The organism is Streptomyces viridifaciens (genome assembly GCF_001888885.2).
Lineage (GTDB): Bacteria > Actinomycetota > Actinomycetes > Streptomycetales > Streptomycetaceae > Kitasatospora > Kitasatospora aureofaciens.
Window position 1 is genome coordinate 6,175,458 of sequence record NZ_CP090841.1, and the last position, 24,206, is coordinate 6,199,663.

The 24,206-nt window shown below is 73.0% G+C and carries 21 protein-coding genes; 12 read left to right on the forward strand and 9 right to left on the reverse strand.

The window, feature by feature from the left end; translation table 11 throughout:
- Complete coding sequence (locus BOQ63_RS35045) at window positions 1-603, forward strand: ClpP family protease (RefSeq protein WP_030279990.1); 603 nt, start codon at window positions 1-3, stop codon at window positions 601-603.
- A 52-nt stretch (window positions 604-655) separates the two neighbouring features.
- Here BOQ63_RS35045 and BOQ63_RS35050 read toward each other — a convergent pair whose 3' ends face one another.
- The 3 genes from BOQ63_RS35050 to BOQ63_RS35060 form a co-directional block, all read right to left on the reverse strand.
- Window positions 656-1,069, reverse strand: a complete 414-nt coding sequence (locus tag BOQ63_RS35050; RefSeq protein WP_030279987.1) for a helix-turn-helix domain-containing protein — start codon at window positions 1,067-1,069, stop codon at window positions 656-658.
- A 91-nt stretch (window positions 1,070-1,160) separates the two neighbouring features.
- Window positions 1,161-1,976 (reverse strand): hypothetical protein, encoded by an 816-nt coding sequence (locus BOQ63_RS35055; RefSeq protein WP_150476228.1) that lies wholly within the window; start codon window positions 1,974-1,976, stop codon window positions 1,161-1,163.
- A 92-nt stretch (window positions 1,977-2,068) separates the two neighbouring features.
- The gene (locus BOQ63_RS35060) at window positions 2,069-4,324 is read right to left on the reverse strand and encodes an MMPL family transporter (RefSeq protein WP_150476229.1); all 2,256 of its coding nucleotides are present in this window, start codon (window positions 4,322-4,324) and stop codon (window positions 2,069-2,071) included.
- Window positions 4,325-4,454: 130 nt separating this feature from the next.
- On the opposite strand from BOQ63_RS35060, the gene BOQ63_RS35065 reads away from it, so the two are divergent.
- On the forward strand, window positions 4,455-5,090 hold the full coding sequence (locus BOQ63_RS35065) for a TetR/AcrR family transcriptional regulator (protein ID WP_072655596.1): 636 nt from the start codon (window positions 4,455-4,457) through the stop codon (window positions 5,088-5,090).
- Window positions 5,091-5,252: 162 nt separating this feature from the next.
- Here the strand turns inward: BOQ63_RS35065 and BOQ63_RS35070 are convergent, their stop codons facing one another.
- Window positions 5,253-5,855, reverse strand: coding sequence for a TetR/AcrR family transcriptional regulator (locus BOQ63_RS35070; RefSeq protein WP_072655597.1), 603 nt, complete (start codon window positions 5,853-5,855; stop codon window positions 5,253-5,255).
- A 57-nt stretch (window positions 5,856-5,912) separates the two neighbouring features.
- Here BOQ63_RS35070 and BOQ63_RS35075 point away from each other — a divergent pair, with 57 nt between their 5' ends.
- Both BOQ63_RS35075 and BOQ63_RS35080 read left to right on the forward strand, forming a co-directional pair.
- Complete coding sequence (locus tag BOQ63_RS35075) at window positions 5,913-6,830, forward strand: alpha/beta fold hydrolase (protein ID WP_072655598.1); 918 nt, start codon at window positions 5,913-5,915, stop codon at window positions 6,828-6,830.
- A 151-nt stretch (window positions 6,831-6,981) separates the two neighbouring features.
- Window positions 6,982-9,048, forward strand: a complete 2,067-nt coding sequence (locus BOQ63_RS35080; RefSeq protein WP_030279974.1) for a phosphocholine-specific phospholipase C — start codon at window positions 6,982-6,984, stop codon at window positions 9,046-9,048.
- 45 nt (window positions 9,049-9,093) lie between these two features.
- Here BOQ63_RS35080 and BOQ63_RS35085 read toward each other — a convergent pair whose 3' ends face one another.
- Complete coding sequence (locus tag BOQ63_RS35085) at window positions 9,094-9,567, reverse strand: SLATT domain-containing protein (RefSeq protein ID WP_072655599.1); 474 nt, start codon at window positions 9,565-9,567, stop codon at window positions 9,094-9,096.
- A 71-nt stretch (window positions 9,568-9,638) separates the two neighbouring features.
- Here BOQ63_RS35085 and BOQ63_RS35090 point away from each other — a divergent pair, with 71 nt between their 5' ends.
- Complete coding sequence (locus BOQ63_RS35090; RefSeq protein ID WP_072655600.1) at window positions 9,639-10,067, forward strand: hypothetical protein; 429 nt, start codon at window positions 9,639-9,641, stop codon at window positions 10,065-10,067.
- 254 nt (window positions 10,068-10,321) lie between these two features.
- Window positions 10,322-12,331, forward strand: coding sequence for an Ig domain-containing protein (locus tag BOQ63_RS35095; RefSeq protein ID WP_072655601.1), 2,010 nt, complete (start codon window positions 10,322-10,324; stop codon window positions 12,329-12,331).
- 60 nt (window positions 12,332-12,391) lie between these two features.
- On the opposite strand, the gene BOQ63_RS35100 is transcribed toward BOQ63_RS35095, so the two are convergent.
- Window positions 12,392-12,850: a hypothetical protein gene (locus tag BOQ63_RS35100; protein ID WP_050366913.1), complete on the reverse strand. Its 459-nt coding sequence runs from the start codon at window positions 12,848-12,850 to the stop codon at window positions 12,392-12,394.
- 534 nt (window positions 12,851-13,384) lie between these two features.
- On the opposite strand from BOQ63_RS35100, the gene BOQ63_RS35105 reads away from it, so the two are divergent.
- Window positions 13,385-14,569 (forward strand): alpha/beta hydrolase, encoded by a 1,185-nt coding sequence (locus BOQ63_RS35105; RefSeq protein WP_072655602.1) that lies wholly within the window; start codon window positions 13,385-13,387, stop codon window positions 14,567-14,569.
- 9 nt (window positions 14,570-14,578) lie between these two features.
- Here the strand turns inward: BOQ63_RS35105 and BOQ63_RS35110 are convergent, their stop codons facing one another.
- Window positions 14,579-15,124 (reverse strand): universal stress protein, encoded by a 546-nt coding sequence (locus tag BOQ63_RS35110; RefSeq protein ID WP_157846528.1) that lies wholly within the window; start codon window positions 15,122-15,124, stop codon window positions 14,579-14,581.
- Window positions 15,125-15,553: 429 nt separating this feature from the next.
- Between BOQ63_RS35110 and BOQ63_RS35115 the strand changes: the two genes are divergently transcribed.
- Both BOQ63_RS35115 and lysA read left to right on the forward strand, forming a co-directional pair.
- On the forward strand, window positions 15,554-15,721 hold the full coding sequence (locus tag BOQ63_RS35115; protein ID WP_167395817.1) for a hypothetical protein: 168 nt from the start codon (window positions 15,554-15,556) through the stop codon (window positions 15,719-15,721).
- A 30-nt stretch (window positions 15,722-15,751) separates the two neighbouring features.
- Window positions 15,752-17,149 (forward strand): diaminopimelate decarboxylase, encoded by a 1,398-nt coding sequence (gene lysA, locus BOQ63_RS35120; protein WP_078958617.1) that lies wholly within the window; start codon window positions 15,752-15,754, stop codon window positions 17,147-17,149.
- Between the two features lie 226 nt (window positions 17,150-17,375).
- On the opposite strand, the gene BOQ63_RS35125 is transcribed toward lysA, so the two are convergent.
- Complete coding sequence (locus tag BOQ63_RS35125; RefSeq protein ID WP_150476231.1) at window positions 17,376-18,884, reverse strand: extracellular catalytic domain type 1 short-chain-length polyhydroxyalkanoate depolymerase; 1,509 nt, start codon at window positions 18,882-18,884, stop codon at window positions 17,376-17,378.
- Window positions 18,885-19,101: 217 nt separating this feature from the next.
- The gene (locus BOQ63_RS35130) at window positions 19,102-20,598 is read right to left on the reverse strand and encodes a S53 family peptidase (protein ID WP_143174827.1); all 1,497 of its coding nucleotides are present in this window, start codon (window positions 20,596-20,598) and stop codon (window positions 19,102-19,104) included.
- 497 nt (window positions 20,599-21,095) lie between these two features.
- On the opposite strand from BOQ63_RS35130, the gene BOQ63_RS35135 reads away from it, so the two are divergent.
- Genes BOQ63_RS35135 through BOQ63_RS35145 form a run of 3 tightly spaced genes read left to right on the forward strand, consistent with a single transcriptional unit; the run spans window position 21,096 to window position 24,201 of the window.
- The gene (locus BOQ63_RS35135; protein WP_030279956.1) at window positions 21,096-22,439 is read left to right on the forward strand and encodes an extracellular solute-binding protein; all 1,344 of its coding nucleotides are present in this window, start codon (window positions 21,096-21,098) and stop codon (window positions 22,437-22,439) included.
- Window positions 22,436-23,377: a carbohydrate ABC transporter permease gene (locus tag BOQ63_RS35140; RefSeq protein WP_030279954.1), complete on the forward strand. Its 942-nt coding sequence runs from the start codon at window positions 22,436-22,438 to the stop codon at window positions 23,375-23,377. Before BOQ63_RS35135 ends, BOQ63_RS35140 begins: the two co-directional genes overlap by 4 nt.
- Window positions 23,374-24,201, forward strand: coding sequence for a carbohydrate ABC transporter permease (locus BOQ63_RS35145; protein WP_030279952.1), 828 nt, complete (start codon window positions 23,374-23,376; stop codon window positions 24,199-24,201). Before BOQ63_RS35140 ends, BOQ63_RS35145 begins: the two co-directional genes overlap by 4 nt.
- Window positions 24,202-24,206 lie beyond the last annotated feature (5 nt).

Consider the following 24,206-nt stretch of genomic DNA (forward strand, 5'->3'; position numbering starts at 1 on the left):
ATGGGGTCCTACACGGTTCCGTACGTCATCGAGAGGACCGCGAAGGGCGAGCGGACGTACGACGTCTTCAGCCGGCTGCTGAACGAGCGGATCATCTTCCTCGGCACCGAGATCGACGACGGCGTCGCCAACGTGGTCATCGCGCAGCTGCTGCACCTGGAGTCGGAGAACCCGGAGCGGGAGATCTCGATCTACCTCAACTCGCCCGGTGGATCGTTCACTTCGCTGATGGCGATCTACGACACGATGACCTTCGTGCAGGCGCCGATCTCCACCTTCTGCGTCGGCCAGGCGGCCTCCACGGCGGCGGTGCTGCTGGCGGGCGGCGATCCCGGGCGGCGGTTCGTGCTCCAGCACGCGCGGGTGCTGCTCGGCCAGCCGGCCAGCGGCGGGCGGCGGGGGATGGTCTCCGACCTCAGTCTCGCGGCCAAGGAGATGGTCCGGATCCGCTCCCAGGTGGAGGAGGTGCTGTCCCGGCACACCGGGCACGACGTGGCGACGCTGCGCGCGGACATGGACCGGGAGAAGGTGCTCACCGCCGAGGAAGCCGTCGCGTACGGGCTGGCGGACGAGGTGCTGAGCCGGCGGCTCGCGTTCGCCTGACCCGAGCACGGTGGGCCGGTACCACGGGGGTGTACCGGCCCACCGGTGTCGGTCAGGCGGCCAGGCAGAGGCCGTTGGTCCGTGCTGACGGTGCCGACCGGCGGTGGGCCGACCGGCTGCGGGTGCTGTGCCGGACCAGTTCGTCCTGGGCGAGGGAGAGCAGGTCGCCGAGTCCGAGCCCGAGGGCCTTGGCGGCGGCCGCGAGCACCTCGGAGGAGGCCTCCTTGCGGCCCCGCTCCAGCTCGGACAGGTACGGCATCGAGATCCGGGCCTCCTCCGCGACGTCCTTCAACGTGCGCTCCTGGGCGAGCCGTTCGCGCCGCAGGACGTCACCTATGAGGTCGCGCCAGAGGGGTTCCTTCGGCGCGGGTGCCTGGGGCGTACCGTTCGTCCCACCGGAACCGGGCGGCGAGGTCTGCGGACGCAGCGGAATGACGCGGGCTTCGTTCGGCGCTTGAGTGCTCACCCCTTCAGCCTAGGGATTCGGGGCGCCGGGGGAAGGGCGCGGCGTTCTGCCGTGGGAGAAGCCGTGCGGACGAGCCGCAGATGTCGTGCCGTCAGCGTCGTCGGCCGAGGCGCAACGCGACGCCGCCAGCGGCGATCAGCGCTGCTGCGGCGACGCCGGCGGCGGTCAGGAGGCCGTCGTCGCTGCCGGTGGCGGCCAGCGTCGGAGCTGAGGTGGCCGGCGTCGTCGTGGCCGGGGTCCGCGGGGTGGCCCGCGGTGAGGCGGTCGGTGCGCCCGGGACCGGCGTGGGGGCCGGCGCGGTGGTGACCGGCGCGGTGGCGGACGTCGGCGTGGGCGTGGGTGTGGCAGCGGACGTGGGCGTCGGGGCGGGGGTCGTGGGACTGCCGGTGGGCGTCGGGGCGCAGGCGGTGCCGCCGTTCCAGGAGGCGATCACCAGGCCGGAGAACGGCTCGTCCGGGTAGTGCGGCAGCGGGTGGTCGCTGTCGCTCCCGTCGTACTTCTCGCCGACCGAGTAGAGGGCCAACTCGCCGTAGCACCGCGGCAGGTGGCCGGTGACGTCGAGGGTGTCCCGGTAGTGCTCGCGGGTGAGGGTCGTGGTCGCCCAGCCGAGGAAGGTCTGCTGACCGGAGGTGGCCCAGGTCGTGCCCTGCGTCGCGTACGAGCCCAGCGAGACGTGGTAGTCGCAGCCCGCGGTGGGCACCCCGGCCAGCCGGACCTGGACGCTGCCGGACTCGGCCGGCATGGTGGCGTCGTTCGTCCAGTGCGCGCCGCCGTCGACGGAGTACTGGACCGGGGCGCGCCCGCAGTCGGGCTCGGCGTGGGCGGCGGGCGCCGCGAGGGCGGTGACCCCGACGGTCAGGCCGACGGCCGTGAGCATCGGAAGACCGCGGCGGACGTGGCTGTGCATGGGGACGTGCTCCTGATGGGTGGTTCGGGTGTGAGCGTGGGTGTGGGTTCGGGAGTGGGTTCGAGGCGGGCGGGGCTCGGGATCCGCGGGGCTCACCGGGTCTGGAGCACGGGAGCCGGCTCGCCGGACTCGCCGGGCTGCGGGGTGTGGCCGTCGCCCTCGATGTCGACGTGGGGGAGTAGGCGGTCGAGCCAGCGGGGCAGCCACCAGTTGCCGTCGCCGAGCAGGACCATGGTGGCGGGGACGAGCAGGCCGCGGACGACGGTGGCGTCCAGGGCGACGGCGCTCGCCAGGCCGATGCCGAACATCTTGACGACGGGGTCGTCGGAGAGCAGGTAGCTGAGGAAGACGGCGACCATGATCAGGGCCGCCGAGCTGATGATCCGTCCGGTACCGCTGAGGCCCGCGACCACGGCGCGGCGGTTGTCCCGCTCCCGCAGGAAGCCCTCGCGCACGGCGCTGAGCAGGAAGACCTCGTAGTCCATGGACAGGCCGAAGAGCACGGCGAACATCAGCAGGGGCACGTACCCGGGGATCGGGACGGCGCCGTCCAGGCCGATCAGCCGGGCGCCCGTGCCGTGCTGGAAGACCGCGGTGAGCACGCCGTAGGCGGCGGCCACCGACACCAGGTTCATCACGGCGGCCTTCACGGCGACGACGGGCGAGCGGAAGGCCAGGAGCAGGAGCAGTCCGGCGACGGTCAGGACGAAGCCGACGACGACCGGCATGCGCTGGGCGATCCGCGCGTTGAGGTCCGCCTGGGCGGCCGGGGTGCCGCCGACGTGCAGCTGCTGGCCGGTCCCGGCGGTGGCCCGGGGCAGTACGTCCGCGCGCAGGCGGTGGACGAGAGCGGTGGTGGCGGGGTCGGACGGCGACGTGGTGGGGGTGACCTGCCAGCGGACGGTGCGTCCGTCGGTGGCGAGCGCGGGCGGGCTGACGGAGGCGACGCCCTCGGCTCCGCGCAGTGCGGTGGTCACGGCCGCCAGGCGCGGGTCGGTGGGGCCGGCGGCGGGCACGGCGGTGTTCCCCGCACCTGGCTGGGCGGTGTTCCCCGGGGCCGGCTGGGCGGGGGAGGGCAGGACGTCGACGACCTGGAGCACGCCGTTGGAACCCGGGCCGAAGGCCGCGGCCATCCGGTCGTACGAGGTGCGGCTCATGCTGCCGGAAGCCTTGCTCCCGGCGTCCAGCTGGCCCAGGTGGAGGTGCGCCGCAGGGACGGCGAGGGCACCGAGCAGGGCGAGGCCGGCCAGCAGCAGGGGCCAGGGCCTGGCCGCGACCAGGGCGGCGACCCGTCCCCAGCCGCGCGGGCGTCCGGCCGGGGCGGAGGCCGCGGACCCCTTGGGCGTCAGCCGGCCGCCCAGCAGCACCAGGGCCGCGGGCAGGAGCGTGAGGTTCACGCCCAGCGCCGTCACCACGGCGATCGCCGGGGCGAGGGCCAGCGCGTACAGCAGGGGAAGCCCGCCCAGCGCCAGCCCGGCGAGGGCCGCGACGACGGCGCTGCCGGCGAAGGCGACGGACTTGCCGGAGCCTGCGGTGGTGCGCACGGCCGCTTCCTCGATCCCGACCCCGGCGGCTCGCAGTTCCCGGAAGCGGGTGAGACCGAAGAGGGTGTAGTCGATGCCGACACCCAGCCCGATCATGGCGGCGATGGTCTCGCCGGCCTCGGGCACGTCCATCAGGTGGCCGACGAGGCCGAGGACGGGCAGGGCGATGCCGAGGCCGATCACTCCGGCGAGCAGCGGCAGTCCGGCGGCGAGGAGGCTGCCGAGGGAGAGGGTGAGGATCACCAGGGCGGTGCCGAGTCCGATGGCCTCGCTGCGGCCGGTGTTGCCCCGGTCGACCGCGGCGGCCAGGGAGCCGCCCGGGGTCACCTCGATGCCGGCGGCCGTGGCCGGCGCCGCCGCGGCGAGCACGGCGTCCGTCATCGACGGCGTCACGTCCCGCCCGGAGACGTCTAGTTCGACCGAGAGGTACGCGGTGTGGCCGTCGCTGCTCATGGCCGTGGCGCCGGCCGGGTCGTAGGGCGTGGTGACGGCGACCACGTGCGGCACCGCGGCGATGGCCGCCGCCGCGCCCCGGACCGCCGCGGCGGTGTCGGAGGCGGTCAGCGGGGCCGCGCCGGCCGGGGTGTGCAGCAGGACGGGCTGCTTGCCGGAGGCGGAGGCGGGAAACGCGCGGTCGGCGATGTCCCGTGCGGCCTGGCTGTCACTGCCGGGGATGGAGACGGCCTCGCTGGTGACGCGCCCGAACGTCGCGACGGCGCTGAGCGCGGCGGCCGCCAGCAGCAGCCAGGCGGCGATGACCCGCCTGGGTCTGCGGGCGCACCAGCGCCCCACAGTGGTGAACATCGGCGGTGGACAGCCCTTCCTCGCGCGGCGGGCAGGCTGCGGGCCCGCCCAAACTAGTTGCACTCACCGTGCAATGCGTACACTTGCACTCGCGGTGCAAGAATGTCAACGAGAGGGCGGAGGAGCCCACGTGAAGCGGACCGAAGCCGCCGTGCCCGTCACCGACGGGCGGACGGAACGCGGGCGGCAGACCCGCGAGAAGATCGCCGACGCGATGCTGTCGCTGATCGACGAGAACCAGGCGCACTTCCCCGCCGACAAGGTGGCCGAGCGGGCGGGGGTGTCGCGCCGGCTGGTGTTCCACCACTTCGCGGACATGGCCGAACTGGCCGAAGTCGCCGTCAATCGCCGCCTGGAGCAGCTCGCGGCCCAGATCAGGCCGCTTCCCACCGAAGGGCCGCGCGAGCTGCGGGTGGCCGCCCTCACGGAACAGCGGGCGCGCATCCTGGAGGGCGTCACCCCGGCCAGGCTGGCCGTCATGCGGCTGGAGAACCCGTCCCCGCGGATCCAGGAGGCAGTCCAGCAGATGCTGGACTTCGCCCGCCTGCGGCTCACCCAGATCTTCGCCGCGGAGCTCGACGCGCTGCCGGAGTCCGCACGTACGGACCTGCTCCACGGGCTGGATGCGGTGACCACGTGGAGCGCCTGGTACCACTGGCGCAGCGGCGGGCTGAGCACCGAGCAGGCGCGCCGCACCATGGCCGCCGCCGTGCACGCGCTCCTCGCCGGGGCAGGGGCAGGGGCGGGGGCCGAGGCCGGGGACTGAGTGGACGCCAGGGCCTGTATCTGAGCAGACCCGGCGTCCGTGGCTGCGCTGTCCGCAGGACCCGGCCACGAGCCGATGGCCGGAAGGCGTCGTGGCGGGGAGTGTGCCGCAACGGGCTCCGCCGTTGCCCGTCCGCCGTTCTCCTGGGGAGCCCGGTCGCCGTCAGTGGGGAAAGACCCGGCCGAGGTGGTAGTGGAGCACGGCGGTGGCCTCGTCCGCCGTGCGCTGGCCGAGCAGGACGCTCAGCCCGAGGCCGGCGGAGACGGCGAGCAGGACGACGGCCTCCTGACGGGCGTCCAGTCGGGGATCGGCGGTGCCGGCCCGCTGGGCGGCCGTCAGCTGGGTGGCCAGGAAGGCTTCCATCTCGTCGGGGGCGGCGAGGAAGGCCTGTCCGGCGAGCACGGGGTCGGTGACGGAGAGGACGGCGTACTCGGTGTAGATGAGGTGGAAGGCCCGGCTCTCCTCGTCGGTGGGGACACCTTCGAGCAGCACGGCCTCGACGATGCCGCGCGGGTCGGTGCCGACGCCCATGGCGCGGACGCGGCGCTGGACCCGCTCTCCCATACGGGCGGCCAGGCGGGTCATGGCGGCGAGGAGCAGCTGTTCCTTGGTGTCGAAGTAGTACTGGACCAGCCGCACCGAGACGCCCGCCTCGACCGCCACCGAGCGCATGGTGACGGAGTGCAGGCCGCTGCTCGCCGCCGAGCGGAGCAGGGCGTCGATGATGTGGGTACGCCGCTCCTCGTGATCCACCAGCTTCGGCATCGGGTTCCTTCCGGATGTTTTTGTGGTACAACCATACCATCAAATCCGGGAGGGATCATGACCAGGACCAGCGTCGGACACTTCACCAGCGAGGCGGCGAGGGCGAGGTTCCTCGACGCCTACGACCGGGCGATGGAGCTGTGGCCGGGCCCGCGCCGGGAGCTCGACGTCGAGACCGGCTACGGCACCGTCCACGTCCACCACTACGGCGCGACGACCGGCGAGCCGATCGTGCTGCTGCACGGCCACGCCGGGCACCCGTCCAACTGGTACCCGCAGATCGCCGCGCTCGGCGAACACCACCCCGTGTACGCGATCGACACCCTCGACGACCCCGGCCGCAGCGTGCAGCGGGCCGTCGCGGCCGGGTCGGCGGAGAACGCGGCCTGGCTCGGGGAGGTCCTCGCCGGGCTCGGACCGGACCGGATCCACCTGGTCGGCGTCTCGTACGGCGGCTGGCTGGCGCTCAACCAGGCCGTCCACGCGCCCGAACGGCTCGCCTCCGTCACCGCGCTGGACCCGGGCGGGATCGAGAAGGTGCCCGCGCGGTTCTACGCCCACATGATCGGTGGCCTGTTCGGGATGCTCGCCCCGCCGCCGCTGCGCCCGGCCGTCGGCCGGCTGCTGGCCAACCCGGCGCTCAGCGCGCCCCGGGAGATGATCGCGCCGCTGATGCTCGCGATGCGCAGCTACAAGCCGGGCAGCCGCCCGCCAGCCCGGCCGTTCACGGACGAGGAGTTGGCCTCCGTCCGGCTGCCCGCGCTGGTGCTGGTGGGCAGGCGCAGCGCGCTGCTGCGGCCACGGCAGGTGGTGGAGCGAGTGACGTCGCTGATCCCGGGCGTGCGCGCGGAGATCGTGGAACGGGCCGGGCACGGACTGAACCTGGAGCGGCCCGAGGTGGTGAACGCGCGGCTGCTGGAGTTCATCGGCGGCGTCGGGCAGGAGCCGCGGGAGCTGCCGCACGGCGGTCGGTGACCGGGCACGCCGGGCACACGGGCCGGGCCGCGGCCCGCCGCCCACGGCCCGTCCGGTATAACTTCTCAGCCACCCGGCTGCCGGGCGGTAGTCGTCCCGCTACCGAACGGTCGCAGGCGCTGGAGCTGTCCACACCTCCCGGAGGCCTCACGTGTCACCCGTCACCCGTCGCACCTTCCTCGGCTCGGCCGCCGCCCTCGGCGCGGCCATCGGCCTTGACACCGCCCTGCCCGGAGCGCTGTCCAGCGCGTCCGCCACCACGACGGGGACGATCCGCGACGTCAAGCACGTCGTGGTGCTGATGCAGGAGAACCGCAGCTTCGACCACTACTTCGGCACGCTGAAGGGCGTGCGCGGATTCGGCGACCGCACCGCCCTCCAGATCGCGGGCGGCACCAGCGTGTTCGAGCAGCCGAACGGCAGCGGGCGGCAGTACCCGTGGCAGCTCAGCAAGACCAGGACCTGGTGGTGGGGCGTCAGCGCCGAGCAGCTGGCGCAGTGCGACGGCTCGCTCGACCACTCGTGGTCCACCCAGCACAAGGCGTGGAACAACGGGAGGATGGACTCCTGGATCGCCGCCAAGGGCTCGGACCGGACCATGGGGTTCATGGCCCGCGAGGACATACCGTTCCACTACGCGCTGGCCGACGCCTACACCATCTGCGACGCGTACCACTGCTCGATCCTCTCGGCCACCGGCCCCAACCGCACCTACCTGTGGTCCGGCACGATCGACCCGGGCGCCACCGCGGGCGGCCCGGCCTACGACGGCGGCTCCGAGTCCGGCCTGCACTGGCAGACCTACGCGGAGACCCTGCAGAACGCGGGCGTCAGCTGGAAGGTCTACCAGAACGCCCACGACAACTTCGGCGACAACGGCCTCGCCTACTTCAACCAGTTCACCGGCGCGCCGAGTTCGAGCCCGCTCGCCCAGCGCGGCATGGGCTCCGTGCCCAGCACCGGCTCGACCCCGGACGACATCGCCGCCGCGATCAGGGCCGACGCGCTCGCCGGCACGCTGCCCCAGGTCTCCTGGGTGGTGGCCAGCCAGCTGTTCTCCGAGCACCCGGACAGCCCGCCGGAGAACGGCGCCCACTTCGTCAACCTGGTGATCCAGGCGCTGGCGGCCGACCCGGAGGTCTTCAACTCCACCGCCCTGTTCCTCAACTACGACGAGAACGACGGCTTCTTCGACCACGTGCCCCCGCCGGTCGCCCCGGCCGGCACCGCCGGGGAGTTCTGCAAGGGCACCAACATCGGCCTCGGCTTCCGCGTCCCGATGATCGTGGTCTCGCCGTGGACCCGCGGCGGCTGGGTCGACTCCCAGGTCTACGACCACACCAGCGTCATCCGCTTCCTGGAGACCTGGACGGCCGCCCTGGGCACCCCCGCCCGCTGCCCCAACATCAGCGACTGGCGCCGCCGGGTCTGCGGGGACCTCACCGGCGCCTTCGACTTCACCAGCCCGGTCTACGGCCTGCCCGCGCTGCCGGACACCAGCGCCACCCTCAGCCAGGCCGCCGCCAACGTGCAGATCAACCCGAGCCCCGGCACCAACGCCATGCCCACCCAGGAGCCCGGCACCAAGCCCGCCCGCGCGCTGCCCTACCAGCCCAACGCCTGGGTCGACCGGATCGAGACCGGCACCGACGGCCGGACCCGGCTCTGGATCGACCTGGCCAACCAGGGCCCGCAGGCCACCGCGTGGGCGCACTACTCGGTCCACGCCAACGCCTACCGCAGCGGCGGCCCCTGGCAGTACACCGTCGCCCCGTACGACGCCGCCACCGGCACCGACGGCAGCGCCCGCGACTCCTTCGACATCGGCGCGGGCTACGGCAACGGGCAGTACGACTTCACCGTGCTCGGCCCCAACCGCACCCTGCGCCGTTTCGCCGGGAACGCGACCGCGGCCGGCCGCACGGCGGAGGCCACCACCTCCTACGCGCCGGCGCCGGACACCGGTGACCCGGCGGTCTGGTTCACCATGACCAACAGCGGGACCAGCGCCGTCACCTTCACCATCACCGCGGGCAACTACCGTACGGGCAGCTGGACCTACCAGGTCGCCCCGGGCGCCACCGTGAAGGACTTCTTCAACGCCGTCACCATCGCGCAGGGCTGGTACGACTTCACGGTCACCGTCAGCAGTGACCCGGCCTGGATCCGCCGCGCCACCGGTCACATCGAGACGGGCTCCGCCAGCGTCACCGGCTGACCGGCCGACCGGCCTCCAGCCCGTCCGGGCCGGGGGCCGGGACGATCAGGCGCTGGACGACGGTACGGCTTCGCGGCGCTGCTCCAGCCACGTGCGGCTCAGGTCCTCCCAGACCGCCTGGTACCGGTCGAAGACGCCGTCGAGCTGGCGACGTGCCAGGTCGGCGGGGTCCGTCGACGCCACCAGGTACTCCAGGTCGTCGGCGAGCCGCCGGAAGCGGTACTGCGCCTCCTCCATCAGCACCCACCGGGAGCGCCAGTTGAAGAACGGCTCGGCGGCGGCCAGGGCCGTCACCAGGGCCACCAGCGCGAAGGCCAGATCCGTCCACCGGTGCAGGCCCAGCAGGATGGTGGAGGCGGCGGACAGCGCGAGCGTCAGCATCTTGATCACGGACGCGCGCCGACGGAACTTCTCCTTCTTCCCGCGGGCGTAGTCCTGACCCTGGCGGATCTTGTCCAGCAGGAGAGCAGCCGTCTCCGTCGGCGTGAGCCCCGCGCCCGGTCCAGTGTTCGGATGCACCTTGTCCCCTCGTCTTCTTCCCGTGGCGCGCCTTGAGCCGCGTGCGGGATCAACCAGACGGTAACCGAGGTGTGGCGTGCGGTTGCTTCCGGCCGGCCAGCACGTACGCGGCGCGGGCGGACGCCGACGCGGAGGCGCGGCTGCCGGTGGACGAGCCGTCACGGGAGCGGGTGTCGGGGTGGTGGGGCGTGCTGGGGGTGATCGTGCCGATCGTTGCGGTGGCGGCGGCGGTGGTGTTCCTGTTGCTCGGGTACGTGCTGGGGAACGCCCTGGTGGTGGCCGGCTGGGTGGCGGCCGCAGTGGGCGCGGTGTCGCTGCTGGTGGGCGGGGCGGGCCTGCTGGGGGCGGCGGCCCGGGGCCGAGGAGGAGGCGGACGGGCCGGGGGAGCTGGGGCGGGCCCGGGACGCGTGGCGGGCGGCGCTGGCCGAACGCGGGCTGGTGCCGTTCCTGGTGGCGCAGGCGAACATGCGGCAGGTGTGACGGGGCGGCTCGTCATGTGACGGGGCGGCTCGTCCGCGTGCGGAATGCCAAGGCGAAGCCGGGTCGGGTAAGGGGCGGTTAAAATCCGTGCCCCTGTGCGAGCTTGGGCCTTGTGTGCGCCAGTCAGTGAAATATCATATGGCGCATTGCACAGCGGTCCCGGCGAGATCCGGTTCCCATCCCCCGCCGCATCCGGTTGACGAGCTGTCAGCTCCGTACGCGTACCGCAATCCGTGCACCCTTCCCCCATGTCACGAGAGACGGAACCCGACCCGTGTTCAGATTCCGATCCCGCACCTCCCCACCCGGCCGACGCGCCCCGCGCACCGCGCTGGTGGCACTGGCCGCCGCCCTGGCCGGGGCCGCGCTCAGCAGTCCGCTGTCCGCGATGGCCGACTCCCACGCGCCGCGGGCCGCCACCGTCGCGGCCGAGCCGGGCACCCCGAAGACCGCCGCGGCCCCGCAGAAGGCCGGTCCGCGCCGGGCCAAGGCGGCCAGGACCGGCCCGGTCGCCACCGCGAACACCGGCGCCGCGAACGGCGGCGTCAAGAAGACGCCCCAGCTGGTGGACGGTGCCGACCCGGGCACCGGCGGCAAGGACGGCGACGGCAACGTCGCGAACCAGTACGACCTCCAGGTCACCTACAAGGGCGGCCAGGAGTCGACCGGTGTGGTGATCGGCGCACCGAAGGTCTACCTGGTGCTCTGGGGCTCCCAGTGGGGGACTCCGTCCACCAACGCGTCCGGCGACACCGTGGTGAGCGGCGACCCGGACCAGGCCGCCCCGTACCAGCAGGACTTCTTCAAGGGCCTCGGCAGCTCCGGGGACGGCTGGAGCGCCGTCCTGACCCAGTACTGCGAGGGCATCGCCGCCGGTTCCGTCCAGTGCCCGGCCGGCTCCGCGCACATCCCGTACCCGCAGCAGGGCAGCGTGCTCGCGGGCGTCTGGGTGGACAACGGCGCCCCCGCGCCGCAGGCCGCGACCGAGCCGCAGCTCGGCGCCGAGGCGCTGGCCGCCGCGAAACACTTCGGCAACCTGACCGAGGCGCAGAACCGCAACGTCCAGTACGTCATCGACTCGCCGCAGGGCACCGACCCGGACAAGTGGAAGGAACTGGGCTACTGCGCCTGGCACGACTTCCAGCGCTCACCGTACGGCCAGCTCGCCTACACCAACATGCCGTACCTGACGGACGTGGCCGGCTGCGGCACCAACTGGTTCGGTGAGAACACCCCGAGGGGCCGGCTGGACGGCTACGGGATCATCGGCGGCCACGAGTACGCGGAGACGGTGACCGACCCGAACACCCCGGGCGGCTGGACGGACGCCACCGGCCAGGAGATCGGCGACAAGTGCGCCTGGATCCCCAAGGGTTCCAACGGCGGGCTGTTCTTCGAGGACCTGGCGACGGGCAGCTTCCCGCTGCAGACCCTGTGGTCCAACGCCGACCACCTGTGCATGGCCTCGGACCCGGTGGTGGCCAGCCCGCCGGTATCGGTGAGCACGATGTGCGACCGGACCGACAAGGCCGGGCAGCCGTTGTCGATCCCGGCGGTGGGCGTGTCCAGCACCGGTGCCGCCCTCAGCTACAGCGCCACCGGGCTGCCGCAGGGGCTCTCGATCGACGCCAGGAGCGGGGTGATCTCCGGCACCGCGGCCGCGACCAACGGCTACCAGCGGATCAACGTGACGGCGACGGACCCGGCGGGCAGGACGGCGTCCAGCGGCTTCTGGGAGAGCGTCAGCGCCGGCGGCGGGTCGGGCTGCGGCGGGATCGAGCAGCTCATCGACCCCGGCTTCGAGAACGGCTCGGCGGACGTCAACCACACGGTGATGACGGACTCCTGGGGCCCGTCGGGGTACAACATCATCACCCCGTCCAGCCTGCACGCGCCGCACTCGGGCTCCTGGTACGCCTGGCTCGGCCAGAACACCGGGACGGACGACTCCATCACCACCTACCTGAACACCTACCCCGGCTACGGGCGGGCGACCTTCTCCTTCTGGCTCGACACCGAGTCGACCAACACCTCGGCCGCCGCGCCCGACACGCTGTCGCTGGTGGCGATCGACCAGTACACCGGGCAGCCGCTCGGCACGGTGAAGACCTGGACCAGCCAGAACGCGACCGGCGGCTACCAGTACCAGTCGGTGGACCTGTCCCCGTTCATCGGGCAGGTCGGCTGGGGGACCACCATCGGCCTCAAGCTGGTCTCCCACGAGACCGGCGCGACTCCGGGCACCGCGTTCCTGATCGACGACGCCTCGGCCCGCGAGAGCTGACCGAACGACCGGACTCCGGCCCCGGAACCGAACGGTGCGGTTCCGGGGCCGGAGTCGTTCCTAGCAGGTTCCGGTGTCCGGCCGGGCGGCGTCGACCAGCAGTTGGACGGCTTCGAGCGGGAGGCCGAGCCGGCGGGCGATCCAGGCGGCCGGGCGGCCGGCCCTGGCGAGCATCCAGGCCGAGTACAACTGGCCCAGCTGCGGCGCGTGTTCGGTGAGCAGCAGGGGGCGGACGGCCTCCATCGGGAAGCCCTCCAGTGCGCGGGCGCTGTACTCGCGCCCGTGGGGACCGGGCGGGGGCAGCGGGAGCGGGCGGCGGGCGTCCAGCCAGCGGCTGAACAGGACCGCTCCGACGACCAGCAGTCCGGAGCAGGAGACGCCGATCAGGGCGCCGCCGATGACCGGGCGGTCCTCCTCCTCGGCCAGGCCGAGGGCGACCTCCTCCAGGACGAGCAGGCCGAGGGCGGTGAGCAGCACCGCTGCCCGGCCGGGGCGAGGGAGGAGCCGGGACGTCGTCATGGGAAACCTCTTCCTCGGCGGGGATACCGGGGGGCTGGGGCGGGCGCGGCGACTCACCTTCCGTACAACGGCGGCGGGCGGACAGGGGCACGCCCGGACGGGCCGGACGGTGAAGGCTCACGCACCGGGTTGACGCGCCGTCAAAAACTCAACCAAGTGCGGGAGTTCTGTTAACGGGGGCCGAATTCCACCCTCGGACCTGTTGACAGCATAACCCGGTCATGTCAACTTCGACACGCTTGTCGAAGTTCGCCCGCGGAGCGGTCGACCGTCCGGCGGCTCCTGGAGGACCAACCGGCGCCGAGCCGGTACCGAAACGCACGGAGGTGCACTTCAGCACCGGCTCGGACGCGATCGACCCGCTCGGCGCCAAGTCGGTCGGCGCTGCGCGACCTCACCGGCATCCGCTTCACCGACCCCCCGTTCCTGCGCGACCAGGGGTGGCAGGCGCTGGAGGAACGGCGACGGCTACGGTGGGTGAGGTGCGTCGCTTCCCCGGCCGGTGGTCCACAGTGGTAGGGGAGGCGGGAACCGATGGGACTCACCAGTCACAAGCTGCTGGCGCTGGCGGCGCTGCTGGCGGTGTTCACGGTGCTCGGCACGCTCTGGGTCTGGCCGAAGCTCGCCGTCCGCAGCTGGCCGGCGATGTTCCTGCGGCTCGGCACCATCGCCGTCACCCAGCTGTCGCTGCTCGTCGTGTTCGGGCTCGCCGTCAACGACTACTTCGTCTTCTACAGCAGCTGGTCCGACCTGCTCGGGCACGAGCACGGCGCCGGTGTCATCCAGGGCGCCGGCGGAACCCCGAGGGCCACCACCCCGAGCGGCGGACCGGCGGCACCGAGCGGACCGGCGGCACCGACCGGACCGGCCGGGGTGCAGGTGCTCGGTACGGCCAAGATCACCGGCGCCGGGTCGGTCAGCCGGGACCCGGCCCGGATCGGCCGGCTCGACAGGGTCCGGCTGCCCGGCGGCACCACCGGCCTGAGCACCGACGGGTACGTCTACCTGCCCCCGCAGTACTTCCAGCCCGGCAACGAGACCGAACACTTCCCCGCCGTGCTGGTGATGACCGGCTTCCCCGGGGACGCCGCCAACCTGGTCACCAAACTGCGCTACCCGGCCACCGAACTCGACCTGCTGGACAAGGGCACGATGAAACCGACCGTCCTGGTCCTGATGCGGCCCTCGCCCAGCATGCCCCGGGACAGCGAGTGCGAGGATGTCCCGCACGGCCCTCAGGCGCAGACGTACTTCAGCACCGACGTGCCCGCCGACCTGCGCGCCGGCTACCGGGTGCTCGGCGGCGCCGGCAGCCTCGGCGTCATGGGCGACTCCACCGGCGGCTACTGCGCCGTCAAGCTCGGCATGGCGCACCCCGGCACCTTCCCGGCCGCGGTCTCGCTCTCCGGCTACTTCAAGGCCGCGGAGGACGTGACCACCGGCGACCTCTTCGGCGGCAGCCAACAGCGCCGGAGCGAGGCCGACCTCAACTGGCGCCTGACCCACCTGCCGGTGCCCGCACTCGCCGTCCTGCTCGCCGACAGCAAGCAGGACGGCCGCACGTACGCCGACTCCACCGCCTTCGCGGCGGCGGCCCGGCCGCCGCTGGTGGTGGCCCAGGCGACGGTGGGCACCGGCGGCCACAACTTCACCACCTGGGACCGGCTGATCCCGCCCTCGCTCAGCTGGCTCAGCGCCCGCCTGCCGGCTCCGGGATAGCCCGGTGGCTCAGCGGGCCAGCAGCGGCAGCGGTGCCCCCGTACGGGCGGGCAGCTCCAGTCGGGTCAGCAGCGCCGACGGCGAGACCTCGACCACCCGGCAGCCCGCCCGGTGCCGGCAGTACCGGGCCACCGACGTGCCACGCAGCCGGTCGAAGCGGCGCCGGGTGGGGGCGCCGAGGACCAGCAGGTCTTCCGGGCCGGTGACGGCGGCGACCAGGGCGGGCCCCGGCTCGGAGTTCACCACCAGCGGGCGGATGACCAGGCCGGACGGGTAACCGCCGTAGGCCTGCCCGAAGGCGACGTCCAGGCGCCGCCGGGCGGCGTGCTCCAGCTCGGACCGCGGGCGCAGCCCGTCCCGGTCGCCCACCGTCCAGGCGGCGACGGGCACCAGTACGGCCCCGTGCCGGGCCGCCTCGCCGACGGAGTGGTAGAGGGCGGCCAGGCTGCTCAGCGATCCGCTCAGACCGACGATCACCCTTGCGGCTCCGCTCGCGCTCCCGCTCGTGTTGCCGCTCGTGTTCCCGGTGGTGGTCGCGGTGGTGGTCCCGGTCATGACCGTTCGCCTCCGTCTCTCCGGTAGCTCACTCCGGTCGAGTCCTGCGGTTAGGTGCTCCTTGCTTCGGATGCCTCCAGTGAACCGCGGAACCATTCCGTCCGTACCGGTACTGACGTCACCATGACGCCGGTCACACGCTTCTTGACGGCTCCCTGACAGCCGCCGCCGGCGGACAGCCCACCACCGGATACCGCCGCGCCGTACGGCCGTTGACGCGGGCTCGGCGGCGAAGCGGCCGTTCCCGACAGCTCCCGGGCACGGCGGGCGATCGGCTCGAACGCCCGTTCCGGGGGGTGCGTCAGGAGGGTGTCAAGGTCGGCCACCGGGGCGTACGGCCTGCGTCAAGGGAGGGTGCGGTCGGTGAGCGGAGGGCTTCCACTGGTAGGTGCCCGGGCCGAGCGGCCCACCGTCCGAAGGGATCCCGCCGTGAACGACACCGCCCTCGCCGTCGAACCTCCGCTACGCCGGGTGGTCCGGCTCGTCGACCGTCCGGCCGAGCAGCCGGAACCCGGACTGCGGACCCCGGAGCCGGCCGCCGCCCACGACCGCAGCCGCCCGGCGCACTGCCGCATCGCGATGCAGTTCGAAGACTGACGCGGAGGACCGACCCGGAGGAGTGCCACCATGACCCAGCTCATCGCCCGTTCCGCCGCCTTCGCCCCCGGCCGTGCCTCCGCCCCTGCCCCCGCCCCAGCCCCCGGCCCTGCGTCCGCGACCGCCGACGTGCTCGGCGGCCCCTGGCCGGCCTCGGCGCGGCCAGGCCCGGGAGCCGACCTGCTGGTCGGCGGAGTGGGGCTGGCCGAGGCGGCCGAGCGGTTCGGCACCCCGCTGTACGTGCTGGACGAGGGCGAGGTGCGCAGCCGCGCGCGGGCCTACCGGCAGGCTCTGCCGCACGCCGAGGTGCTGTACGCGGCCAAGGCCTTCCTGTGCAGCGCGATGGCCGACTGGGTCGCGGAGGAGGGGCTCGGCCTGGACGTCTGCTCCTCCGGCGAACTGTGGCTCGCGGTCTCGGCGGGCTTCCCGGCCCAGCGCATCCTGCTGCACGGCAACGCCAAGTCCCCGGCGGAGCTGCGGCTGGCGCGCCGGCTGCGGGTCGGGCGGATCGTGATCGACGGCCCGGCGGAGATCGCCCGGCTGGCCGCGCTGGTGGCCGCCGACACCCCGCAGAAGGTGCTGGTCCGGGTCGTCCCCGGGATCGCCGCCGGGCACCATGCGGCGGTGCGGACCGGGGTCGGCGGGCAGAAGTTCGGCTTCCCGATCGAGGGCGGCGACGCGGCGGACGCGATCGCCCGGGTGCTGGACCAGCCAGGGCTGGAACTGGCCGGACTGCACTGCCACTTGGGCTCGCAGATCACCGAGGTGGAGCCGTACCTGCGGGCGCTGGACGCGCTGGTGCGGCTGCTGGCCCAGGTGCGCGAACGGCACGGTGTCGAGCTGCCCGAACTGGACCTCGGCGGCGGGCACGGGATCAAGTACCTGCCGTCCGATGCGGAGTTCGACCTCGCCGAGTTCGCGGTCCGGCTGACCGACCGGCTGGCCGTGCGCTGCGCGGAGGCCGGGCTGGAGGTGCCGCACCTGATCGTCGAGCCGGGCCGCGCGATCGCCGGACCGGCGGGAGTGGCGGTCTACCGGGTGCTGTCCGTCAAGCACGGCGCCGACGGCCACTGCTTCGCGGCGGTGGACGGCGGGATGGGCGACAACCCGCGCCCGGCCCTGTACGGATCGCAGTACAGCGTGCGGCTGGTGGGCCGGCGCTCGGACGCGGACGCGATGCGGGCCGACGTGGTCGGCCGCCACTGCGAGGCCGGGGACGTGCTGGTGAGGGACGCGGCCCTGCCCGCCGATCTGCGCCCGGGCGACCTGCTGGCGGTCCCGGCCGCAGGCGCGTACCAGCTGTCGATGGCCTCCGGCTACAACCTGGTCGGCCGCCCCGCCGTGGCGGCGGTACGCGACGGCCGCGCCCGCCTGCTGATCCGGAGGGAGACGGTGGAGGACTTCCGCCTGCGCGAAGTCGGCCGCTGAAACGACGGCCTGCGCCCTCACTCCCGATCTCCGTCAACCGCCCGGTGAGGACAAGGCCCGTGGCGGGTCCGACCCCGAACCGGCACCAGCTCCGGACCTTCCCCCGCGCGGGCCCTCCCGCCACCGAGCAGGGGCCGGACTCCCGACTGACCGCACCCCCGACGCCGCTGCGCGAGAAGTCGGCCGGTCCGACTTCTCGCGCGGTCCGGTCAACGGGTGAGGGCGCTCACGCCGGGCAGCCCGAGTCGGCGATCACGTAGTAGCCGGGGGAGGTCTCCTCCAGGGTGTGGGTGACGAGGAGGTTCCACAGGCCCATGTTCTGGCCGGAGCCGTTGGCGTACGTGTAGCCGCCGCTCTGGTGGGCCCGCCCGGCCAGGGTCTGGTGGTAGTTGTCGGTGGTGTAGCAGGCCGGTGCCCGGCCGCTGGTGGTGGCCCGGACGGCGGCGGAGCGGGCGCCGACGGTGCCGGAGGAGTCGACGGCCGCGACGGTGTAGTCGTACGGGGTGCCGGCGGTCAGGCCGGTGTCGGTGTAGGTGGTGCCGGTGACGGCCCCGGTGCCGGCCCTCGTGCCGCCCCGGTAGACCTCGTAGGAGGCCGCGCCGCCGACGGGGTTCCAGGAGAGCGAGACCGAGTCGGCCGTGGTACCGGTGACGGTGAGCCCGCTCGGGGCCGGGAGCCCGCTTCCGCTCACCGGGGTGGCGAGGCCCCAGAACTGGGCGGTGTAGTAGCTGGAGCAGATCGTGTTCAGGAAGTACGCGCCCGCCGTGCCGCACTGGTCGGGGCCGGAGCCCGGGGCGACGGCCAGGCCGTGGCCCATGCCGGACACGGAGTACAGCTCGACGGCCGGGTTGCCGTTACCGTCGTCGTAGGTGGTCAGGGTGGTGCCGCCGGGAAGGCTCCGGGTGGTGGACGGGGTCCGGCCGATGCCCCATACGTCGGTCCACTGGTCGCGCAGCTCGGTGCCGTTGACCGGCCGGACGGTGTAGTCGGCGGTGCCCTGCCAGATCGCCACCCGCGGCCACGGGCCGGTGTACCCCGGATCGGAACTGCGGACCTTGTCGCCCCACTGGGCCGGGGTGAGGTTCTGGCTGCCGTTCTGACAGCCGGACGCGGCGGCCTGGGTGCCGGCGCACTGGGCCGGGAGGCCCGAGTCGACGGCGCCGCCGGCGAACACGTCGGGGTAGTCGGCCAGCAGGTCGGCGGTCAGGCCGCCGCCCGCGGACAGGCCGGTGACGAACACCCGGCGCGAGTCCGAGCCGTAGAGCGACTCGGCCCTGCTCACCATCTGCACGACGGACGCGGCCTCGCCGTTGCCGCGGGTGTCCTTGGACGAGTCGAACCAGCTGAAACAGGACAGCGGGTTGTTGCCGGGGTCGGTCTGCGGGAGGACCACGGCGAAGCGGTACGCGTCCGCGTACTTCGGCCAGCCGGAGCCGGTGTAGTAGTCGTTCGCGCTCTGGCCGCAACCGTGCAGGGCGACCACCAGGGGTGCTCCGGTCGGCAGGCCGGCCGGGACGTAGGTGTACATCGCGAGGTTGCCGGGGTTAGAGCCGAAGTCGCTCACCTGCTGGTACGTCCCGCCGGTGGCGGTGGCGGTGGCGGTGGCGGTGGCGGTGGCGGCTGCGGCCGGGGCGGCGCCGAGCGCGGCGGGAATGCCGATGGCGGAAGCGAGGGCGAGGGTGAGGGCGAGCACGGCGCGGGCCACCAGGCTGCGCCTGCGTGCGGGTCGGTCCATGGCGGGGCTCCAGGGTGGGTGGGGGCGGAGACCGTGAGGTGAAGCATGAAGTGCCCGGTCGGGCCGGGGACATGGACCGGATCCCCACGCTTCGCCCCTGCGGCATGTGCCGCACCGCCACCGGTCGCGGCCGACTCCCCTGCCAACGACGTCGCCCCGCCGAGCAGCGGCTCGGCGGGGCGACGTCCTCAGTGCGACGTCCTCGAGGGTGTCGGGCTCACCCCGCGTGGGCCGCGCTGACCAGGTCGGGCAGCAGCTTCGCCGCGTTGGGCGTGCCGAGGCCGGTGATCGGGTCCCATCCGGTGGTGGCCGAGTAGCCGGGCACCGTGGGGTCGGTGGTGTTGTTGCCGAGGGTCACGTCGTCGAAGTCGGCCGCGTACGCGGCCGGGTCGGTGGCCAGCTTGTACAGGGCCGGGTTGATCTGGCCGAGGCCGCCGCCGTTGATCTGGTCCGCGATCGACACCAGGCCGGCCCACTGCGGGCAGGACAGCGAGGTGCCGCCGATGTCGTACCAGCCCGTGCTGCACGGCGTGGCACCGCACTTGAGGCCGGAGGAGCCGTCCGGCGGCAGCGACAGGTAGACCAGTGCGCCGGTGCCGGGCGAGGCCTGGAGGGCCACGTCCGGAACGCCGCGCTTGGCGCCGATCGCGGTGGAGCCGGCGGGCAGCGCCGACTGGTAGCCGGGCTTGTCGAAGACCTGGCTGAACCCGCCGCCCGATCCGCTCCAACCGACCTCGGCCGCACCGGCGTTGGTCCGGCAGGCGGCCGGGTTGTCGGTGCTGTCCACGGTCCGGCCGGCGGTCGCGCCGGGGTCGGTGCACAGGAAGGTGCCGCCGACGCCGGTCACCAGCGGGTCGGAGGCCGGCCACTCGACGGACGGGTAGGGGAGGGTCGAGCCGCCCGACTTCACCGGGGTCTTCACCGAGCCGGCCGTGCCGTTGTCGCCGGACGAGCCGAGCACCGTGACCCCGTTCAGCGCCGCCGACTTGAAGGCGTGCCGCAGCGGCTCGATCGACTGGCTGCTGGCGAACGCGCCCTCGGCGGAGGCGAAGGACTGGGAGATGACGTTCGCCAGGTGGTGGTCGACCACGTACTGCTCGGCGTTCATCAGAGCGGGCAGGCCCTGGACGCCGAGCGTCTCGGCGGTGGGGGTGCTGACCAGCAGGATGTTGGCGCCGGGGGCCATGGCGTGCGCCGTCTCGACGTCGAGCGCGACCTCCAGCGCCCAGGCGGCCTTGCTCTCCTGGCCGGTGCCCCGGCTGGTGGACGGCGGCGCGGTGGTGCCCGGGTCGCCCTGGACGTGCAGCTCGCTGAAGGTCGGCATGCCGGGCTGGCAGGCCACGCCCTCCTCGCCGCACATCGCGTTGACACCGAAGGCCTGGTCGAACACGTGCAGGTCGTGCGCCATGGTGTCGCTGCCGTACGAGTCGAAGATCGCGATCGTCTGGCCCCGGCCGTCGAAACCGTTGGCGTACAGCGGGCCCAGGTTGTAGGCGGCCCGGATGCCCTGCGGACTGAAGCAACGGCGGCCCGCCGACGCGCACTGCGCCGGGGTGGGGGGAGTGGTGCCGGTCGAGACCTGGCTGTAGTCGGCCACCGCGGGGTGCACCACCGGGTAGCCGACGGCGGCGGCACTGGTGACCGTCGGCACGGCGAGCGCGCCGGAGGCCGCGAGGGCCAGGCCGCTCACCCCTGCCAGGAGTGTTCGACGCATGCTTGGAGCCTTCAAGTGGTCCTCCACGAGGGTGGGTTGGGGGACAAAGGCCGGTACCCGGGCCGGATCGTGCGACACCGGGTACGCGAGGGGGCTCCGGGACACAAGGTCACGGCCGGGCGAGTGTAGGCGCGGGGCCGGCCCGGCCTCAATGGCTCGTCAGAAGTTCAGAACGATCTCTAACCCGCGCCTCGCAGCACGCCGGTACCTCGAACCCGTCCGAGCGAACGGCCGCCTGCCCCCTTCGTTTACGGCCCGTCAAACCTCCGAGTCCGCCGCGCTCGACCGAGCGACTCATAACGGAACGGTTGCGGAGACGGGGCTTCCGGGGCGGAGGGGTTGACGGGGTGGGGAGGGTGGGCGTTTGCTGGCTGCCGCTCGTGTGAACCTGTTGGGTTGTGGTCTATTTTGTGGGTTTGAACGTTCAAGCCGACGGCCTTCGAGCGCACTGCCCCTGCCCCGTCTTCGTCCGGCGCCATCCCATCAGGAGGAATGCAATGTCACACCTTTCCCGTCGCGACCTGCTCCGTGCCTCCGGAGCCGGACTGCTCGCGCTGGCCGCCGGTGGTGGCCTCGCGGCCTGTGGCGGCGCCGATCCGGGCGGGGGTTCGGGCGGGGACGCGGAGACCGGGACGGTCACCGTCTGGTCCTGGGCCACCGCCGCCGCCGCGCTGCGCGGAGTGGTCCCGGCGTTCGAGAAGGACAACCCCGGCATCAAGGTCGACGTCCAGGACATCGGCAACCCGGCCATCTGGGACAAGATCACCGTCGGTCTCGCGGCCGGCGGCCAGGGGCTCGGCGACGTGCTGCACATCGGCTGCGACTACCTGCCCGGCTACGTGGACAAGTTCCCCGGCGGCCTCGCCGACCTCTCGCAGTTCGGCGCGACGGCCCACCAGGACGCGTTCGCCAAGGGCCTGTGGCCGGTCGTCACCGGCGAGGACGGCCATGTCCACGCCCTGCCCTGGGAAGTCAACCCGCTCGGCTTCTTCTACCGCCAGGACTGCTTCGACAAGGCGGGCATCGACCCGACCACCCTCGCCACCTGGGACGACCTGATCGCCGTCGCCGACCGCTTCAAGGCCGCCAACCCCGGCATCTCCCTCATCGGCATCAACAAGGCCGCCAACCCCGACCCCGACCTCGACTTCCTGCAGTCCCTCATGCAGCTCCAGGGTGCCTTCTACTTCGACCTCCAGGGGAGGATCACCCTCGGTTCCGAGCCGGACGTCCGCGCCCTGGCCATCGTCCGGCGCCTGGACGCGGCCGGGCTGGTCGCCGACGCCCCCGGCGACCAGGGCTGGGCCACCCTGATGAAGGCGGGCAAGCTCGCCGTCGCCCCGATGCCCGCCTGGGCCGCGCACTACCTGGAGGCCAAGTTCCCCGGCCAGAGCGGCAACTGGCGCCTCGCCAAGCCCCCGGCCGTCACCCCCGGCGGCAAGCGCACCGCCCTGGTGAACTCCACCCACCTGGCCGTCTCGGCCTCCAGCCCGCGCCGCCGCGCCGCCTGGAAGTTCGTCGAGTACGCGCTCACCCGCCCGGCCTCCGTCAACGCCATGTTCGCCGCCGGCGGTGTCTTCCCCGCGCTCACCGCGGCCTACTCCGACCCGTTGTACTCCGCGCCCCGCCCGTACTTCGGCGGCCAGCCCGTCCTGAAGACCTTCGCGGACCTCGCCGTCGACGGCGGAGACCCGACCAACTACTCCGGCGACTACGCCCGCGCCCTCAAGGTCGTCGGCGACGCCCAGACCAAGGTCTTCCTCGAGTCCGGCGACCCGGCCGCCGTCCTCCAGGACGCCGCCGGGCGGCTCGCCCAGCAGACCGGACGCACGATCGCATGACGACCACCGCCACCGCCCCGGCCGTGACGCCGACCGCGAAACCCGCCAGGATGACCTTACGGACGAGCCGGAGCGCCCGCCGCCGCCGTGCCGCGCTGCCGTACCTGCTGCTCGCCCCGGCCCTGGTCACCTTCGGCGTGTTCAAGGCCTACCCGATCGTCGACTCCCTGCTGCTCTCCTTCACCACCGGCGCCGGCAGCGCCACCCGCGCCGCCGGACTCGCCAACTACCGCCGCCTGCTGGACGATCCGCTGTTCTGGACGGCCCTGCGCAACACCGCCGAGATCCTCGTCGTCCAGGTCCCGCTGATGCTGGCGCTCGCCCTGCTGACGGCCGTCGGCATCAACTCCGTCCTGGTGCGCTGGCGGGCGGTCTGGCGGCTGGGTGTCTTCATGCCCGCCGTCACCGGCCTGGTCGCCACCGGCGTGATGTTCGCCTTCCTGCTCAGGACGGACGACGGCGCGGTGAACCGGCTGCTGGAGACCGTCGGCCTGCCCGCCGTCGACTGGCTCGGCCAGCCGTTCTGGGCGCGGATGGCCGTCGTCCTGGTGCTCACCTGGCACTACACCGGCTACAACGCCGTCATCTACCTGGCCGGCCTCCAGGGCATCCCGAAGGACCTGTACGAGGCCGCGATGGTCGACGGCGCCGGACCGGTCCGCCGCTTCACCGCGATCACCGTTCCCGCGCTGCGCCCCGTCCTGCTGTTCACCGTCGTGCTGTCCACCATCGGCACGCTCCAACTCTTCGACGAGCCGTACGTGCTGACCGGCGGCGGCCCGGACAACGCGAGCCTGACCGTCTCCATGTACCTGTACCAGAACGGCTTCCGGTACTTCGACTTCGGCTACGCCTCCGCCATCGCCTACGCGCTCACGCTGCTGGTGTCGGTGCTCGGCGCGGTCCAGATGCGCCTGATGGGGGAGAAGGACCGATGAACCGCGTGAAGCTCCGCGGCTGGCCGCTGACCTTCCTCCTCGCCGGCCTCACCGGCCTCTCCGTCGCCCCCTTCTACTGGCTGCTGATCTCCACCACCCGCAAGGACACCGAGATCTTCGACTGGCCGCCGCACCTGCTGCCCGGCGGGGGTCTCGGCGCCAACCTGCACCGCCTCGACGAGAGGATCGGCCTGCTCCGGGCGATCGCCAACTCCCTGCTGGTGGCCGGGATCCAGACCGTCGGCGCGCTGGTCGTCGCCCTGCTGGCCGGCTACGCCTTCGCCAAGTTCCGCTTCCGCGGCCGCACCCTGCTGTTCGCGCTGCTGCTCTCCACCCTCGTGGTGCCCGAACAGGTCATGCTGGTACCGCTGTTCAAGATGATGACGAGCTTCGGCCTGCTCGACTCCTACCAGGCGATCATCCTGCCCGGACTGTGCGTGCCCTTCGCCGTCTTCCTGATGCGCCAGTCGCTGGCCGGCCTGCCGGACGAACTCCTGGACGCCGCGAGGGTCGACGGCGCGGGCGAGTTCCGGGTGCTGTGGAACGTCGTCGTCCCGGTCATGCGACCGGTGCTCGCCGCGCTCTCGATCTTCCTCTTCCTGGGCTCCTGGAACCAGTTCGTCTGGCCGCTGATCGCACTGCGCAGTCCGGACATGCACACCCTGCCGGTCGCCCTCGCGACGCTGTACGGCAACAAGGCCACCACCGACTACGGCGCGATCCTCTCCGGCACCGCCCTGTCCACCCTGCCGATGATGGTCCTCTTCCTGGTCCTCCAGCGGCAGTTCATCTCCGGCCTGCTGGCCGGCGCCACGAAAGGCTGAGCAGC

Excerpts from the sequence above, each read along its gene's own strand:
- BOQ63_RS35105 (WP_072655602.1), top strand. The coding sequence starts at position 13,385 with ATGGGACTCACCAGTCACAAGCTGCTGGCGCTGGCGGCGCTGCTGGCG.
- BOQ63_RS35100 (WP_050366913.1), bottom strand. The coding sequence starts at position 12,850 with ATGACGACGTCCCGGCTCCTCCCTCGCCCCGGCCGGGCAGCGGTGCTG.
- BOQ63_RS35110 (WP_157846528.1), bottom strand. The coding sequence starts at position 15,124 with ATGACCGGGACCACCACCGCGACCACCACCGGGAACACGAGCGGCAAC.
- BOQ63_RS35045 (WP_030279990.1), top strand. The coding sequence starts at position 1 with ATGGGGTCCTACACGGTTCCGTACGTCATCGAGAGGACCGCGAAGGGC.
- BOQ63_RS35125 (WP_150476231.1), bottom strand. The coding sequence starts at position 18,884 with ATGGACCGACCCGCACGCAGGCGCAGCCTGGTGGCCCGCGCCGTGCTC.
- BOQ63_RS35075 (WP_072655598.1), top strand. The coding sequence starts at position 5,913 with ATGACCAGGACCAGCGTCGGACACTTCACCAGCGAGGCGGCGAGGGCG.
- lysA (WP_078958617.1), top strand. The coding sequence starts at position 15,752 with ATGACCCAGCTCATCGCCCGTTCCGCCGCCTTCGCCCCCGGCCGTGCC.
- BOQ63_RS35135 (WP_030279956.1), top strand. The coding sequence starts at position 21,096 with ATGTCACACCTTTCCCGTCGCGACCTGCTCCGTGCCTCCGGAGCCGGA.
- BOQ63_RS35055 (WP_150476228.1), bottom strand. The coding sequence starts at position 1,976 with ATGCACAGCCACGTCCGCCGCGGTCTTCCGATGCTCACGGCCGTCGGC.
- BOQ63_RS35145 (WP_030279952.1), top strand. The coding sequence starts at position 23,374 with ATGAACCGCGTGAAGCTCCGCGGCTGGCCGCTGACCTTCCTCCTCGCC.
- BOQ63_RS35140 (WP_030279954.1), top strand. The coding sequence starts at position 22,436 with ATGACGACCACCGCCACCGCCCCGGCCGTGACGCCGACCGCGAAACCC.
- BOQ63_RS35130 (WP_143174827.1), bottom strand. The coding sequence starts at position 20,598 with ATGCGTCGAACACTCCTGGCAGGGGTGAGCGGCCTGGCCCTCGCGGCC.
- BOQ63_RS35070 (WP_072655597.1), bottom strand. The coding sequence starts at position 5,855 with ATGCCGAAGCTGGTGGATCACGAGGAGCGGCGTACCCACATCATCGAC.
- BOQ63_RS35060 (WP_150476229.1), bottom strand. The coding sequence starts at position 4,324 with ATGTTCACCACTGTGGGGCGCTGGTGCGCCCGCAGACCCAGGCGGGTC.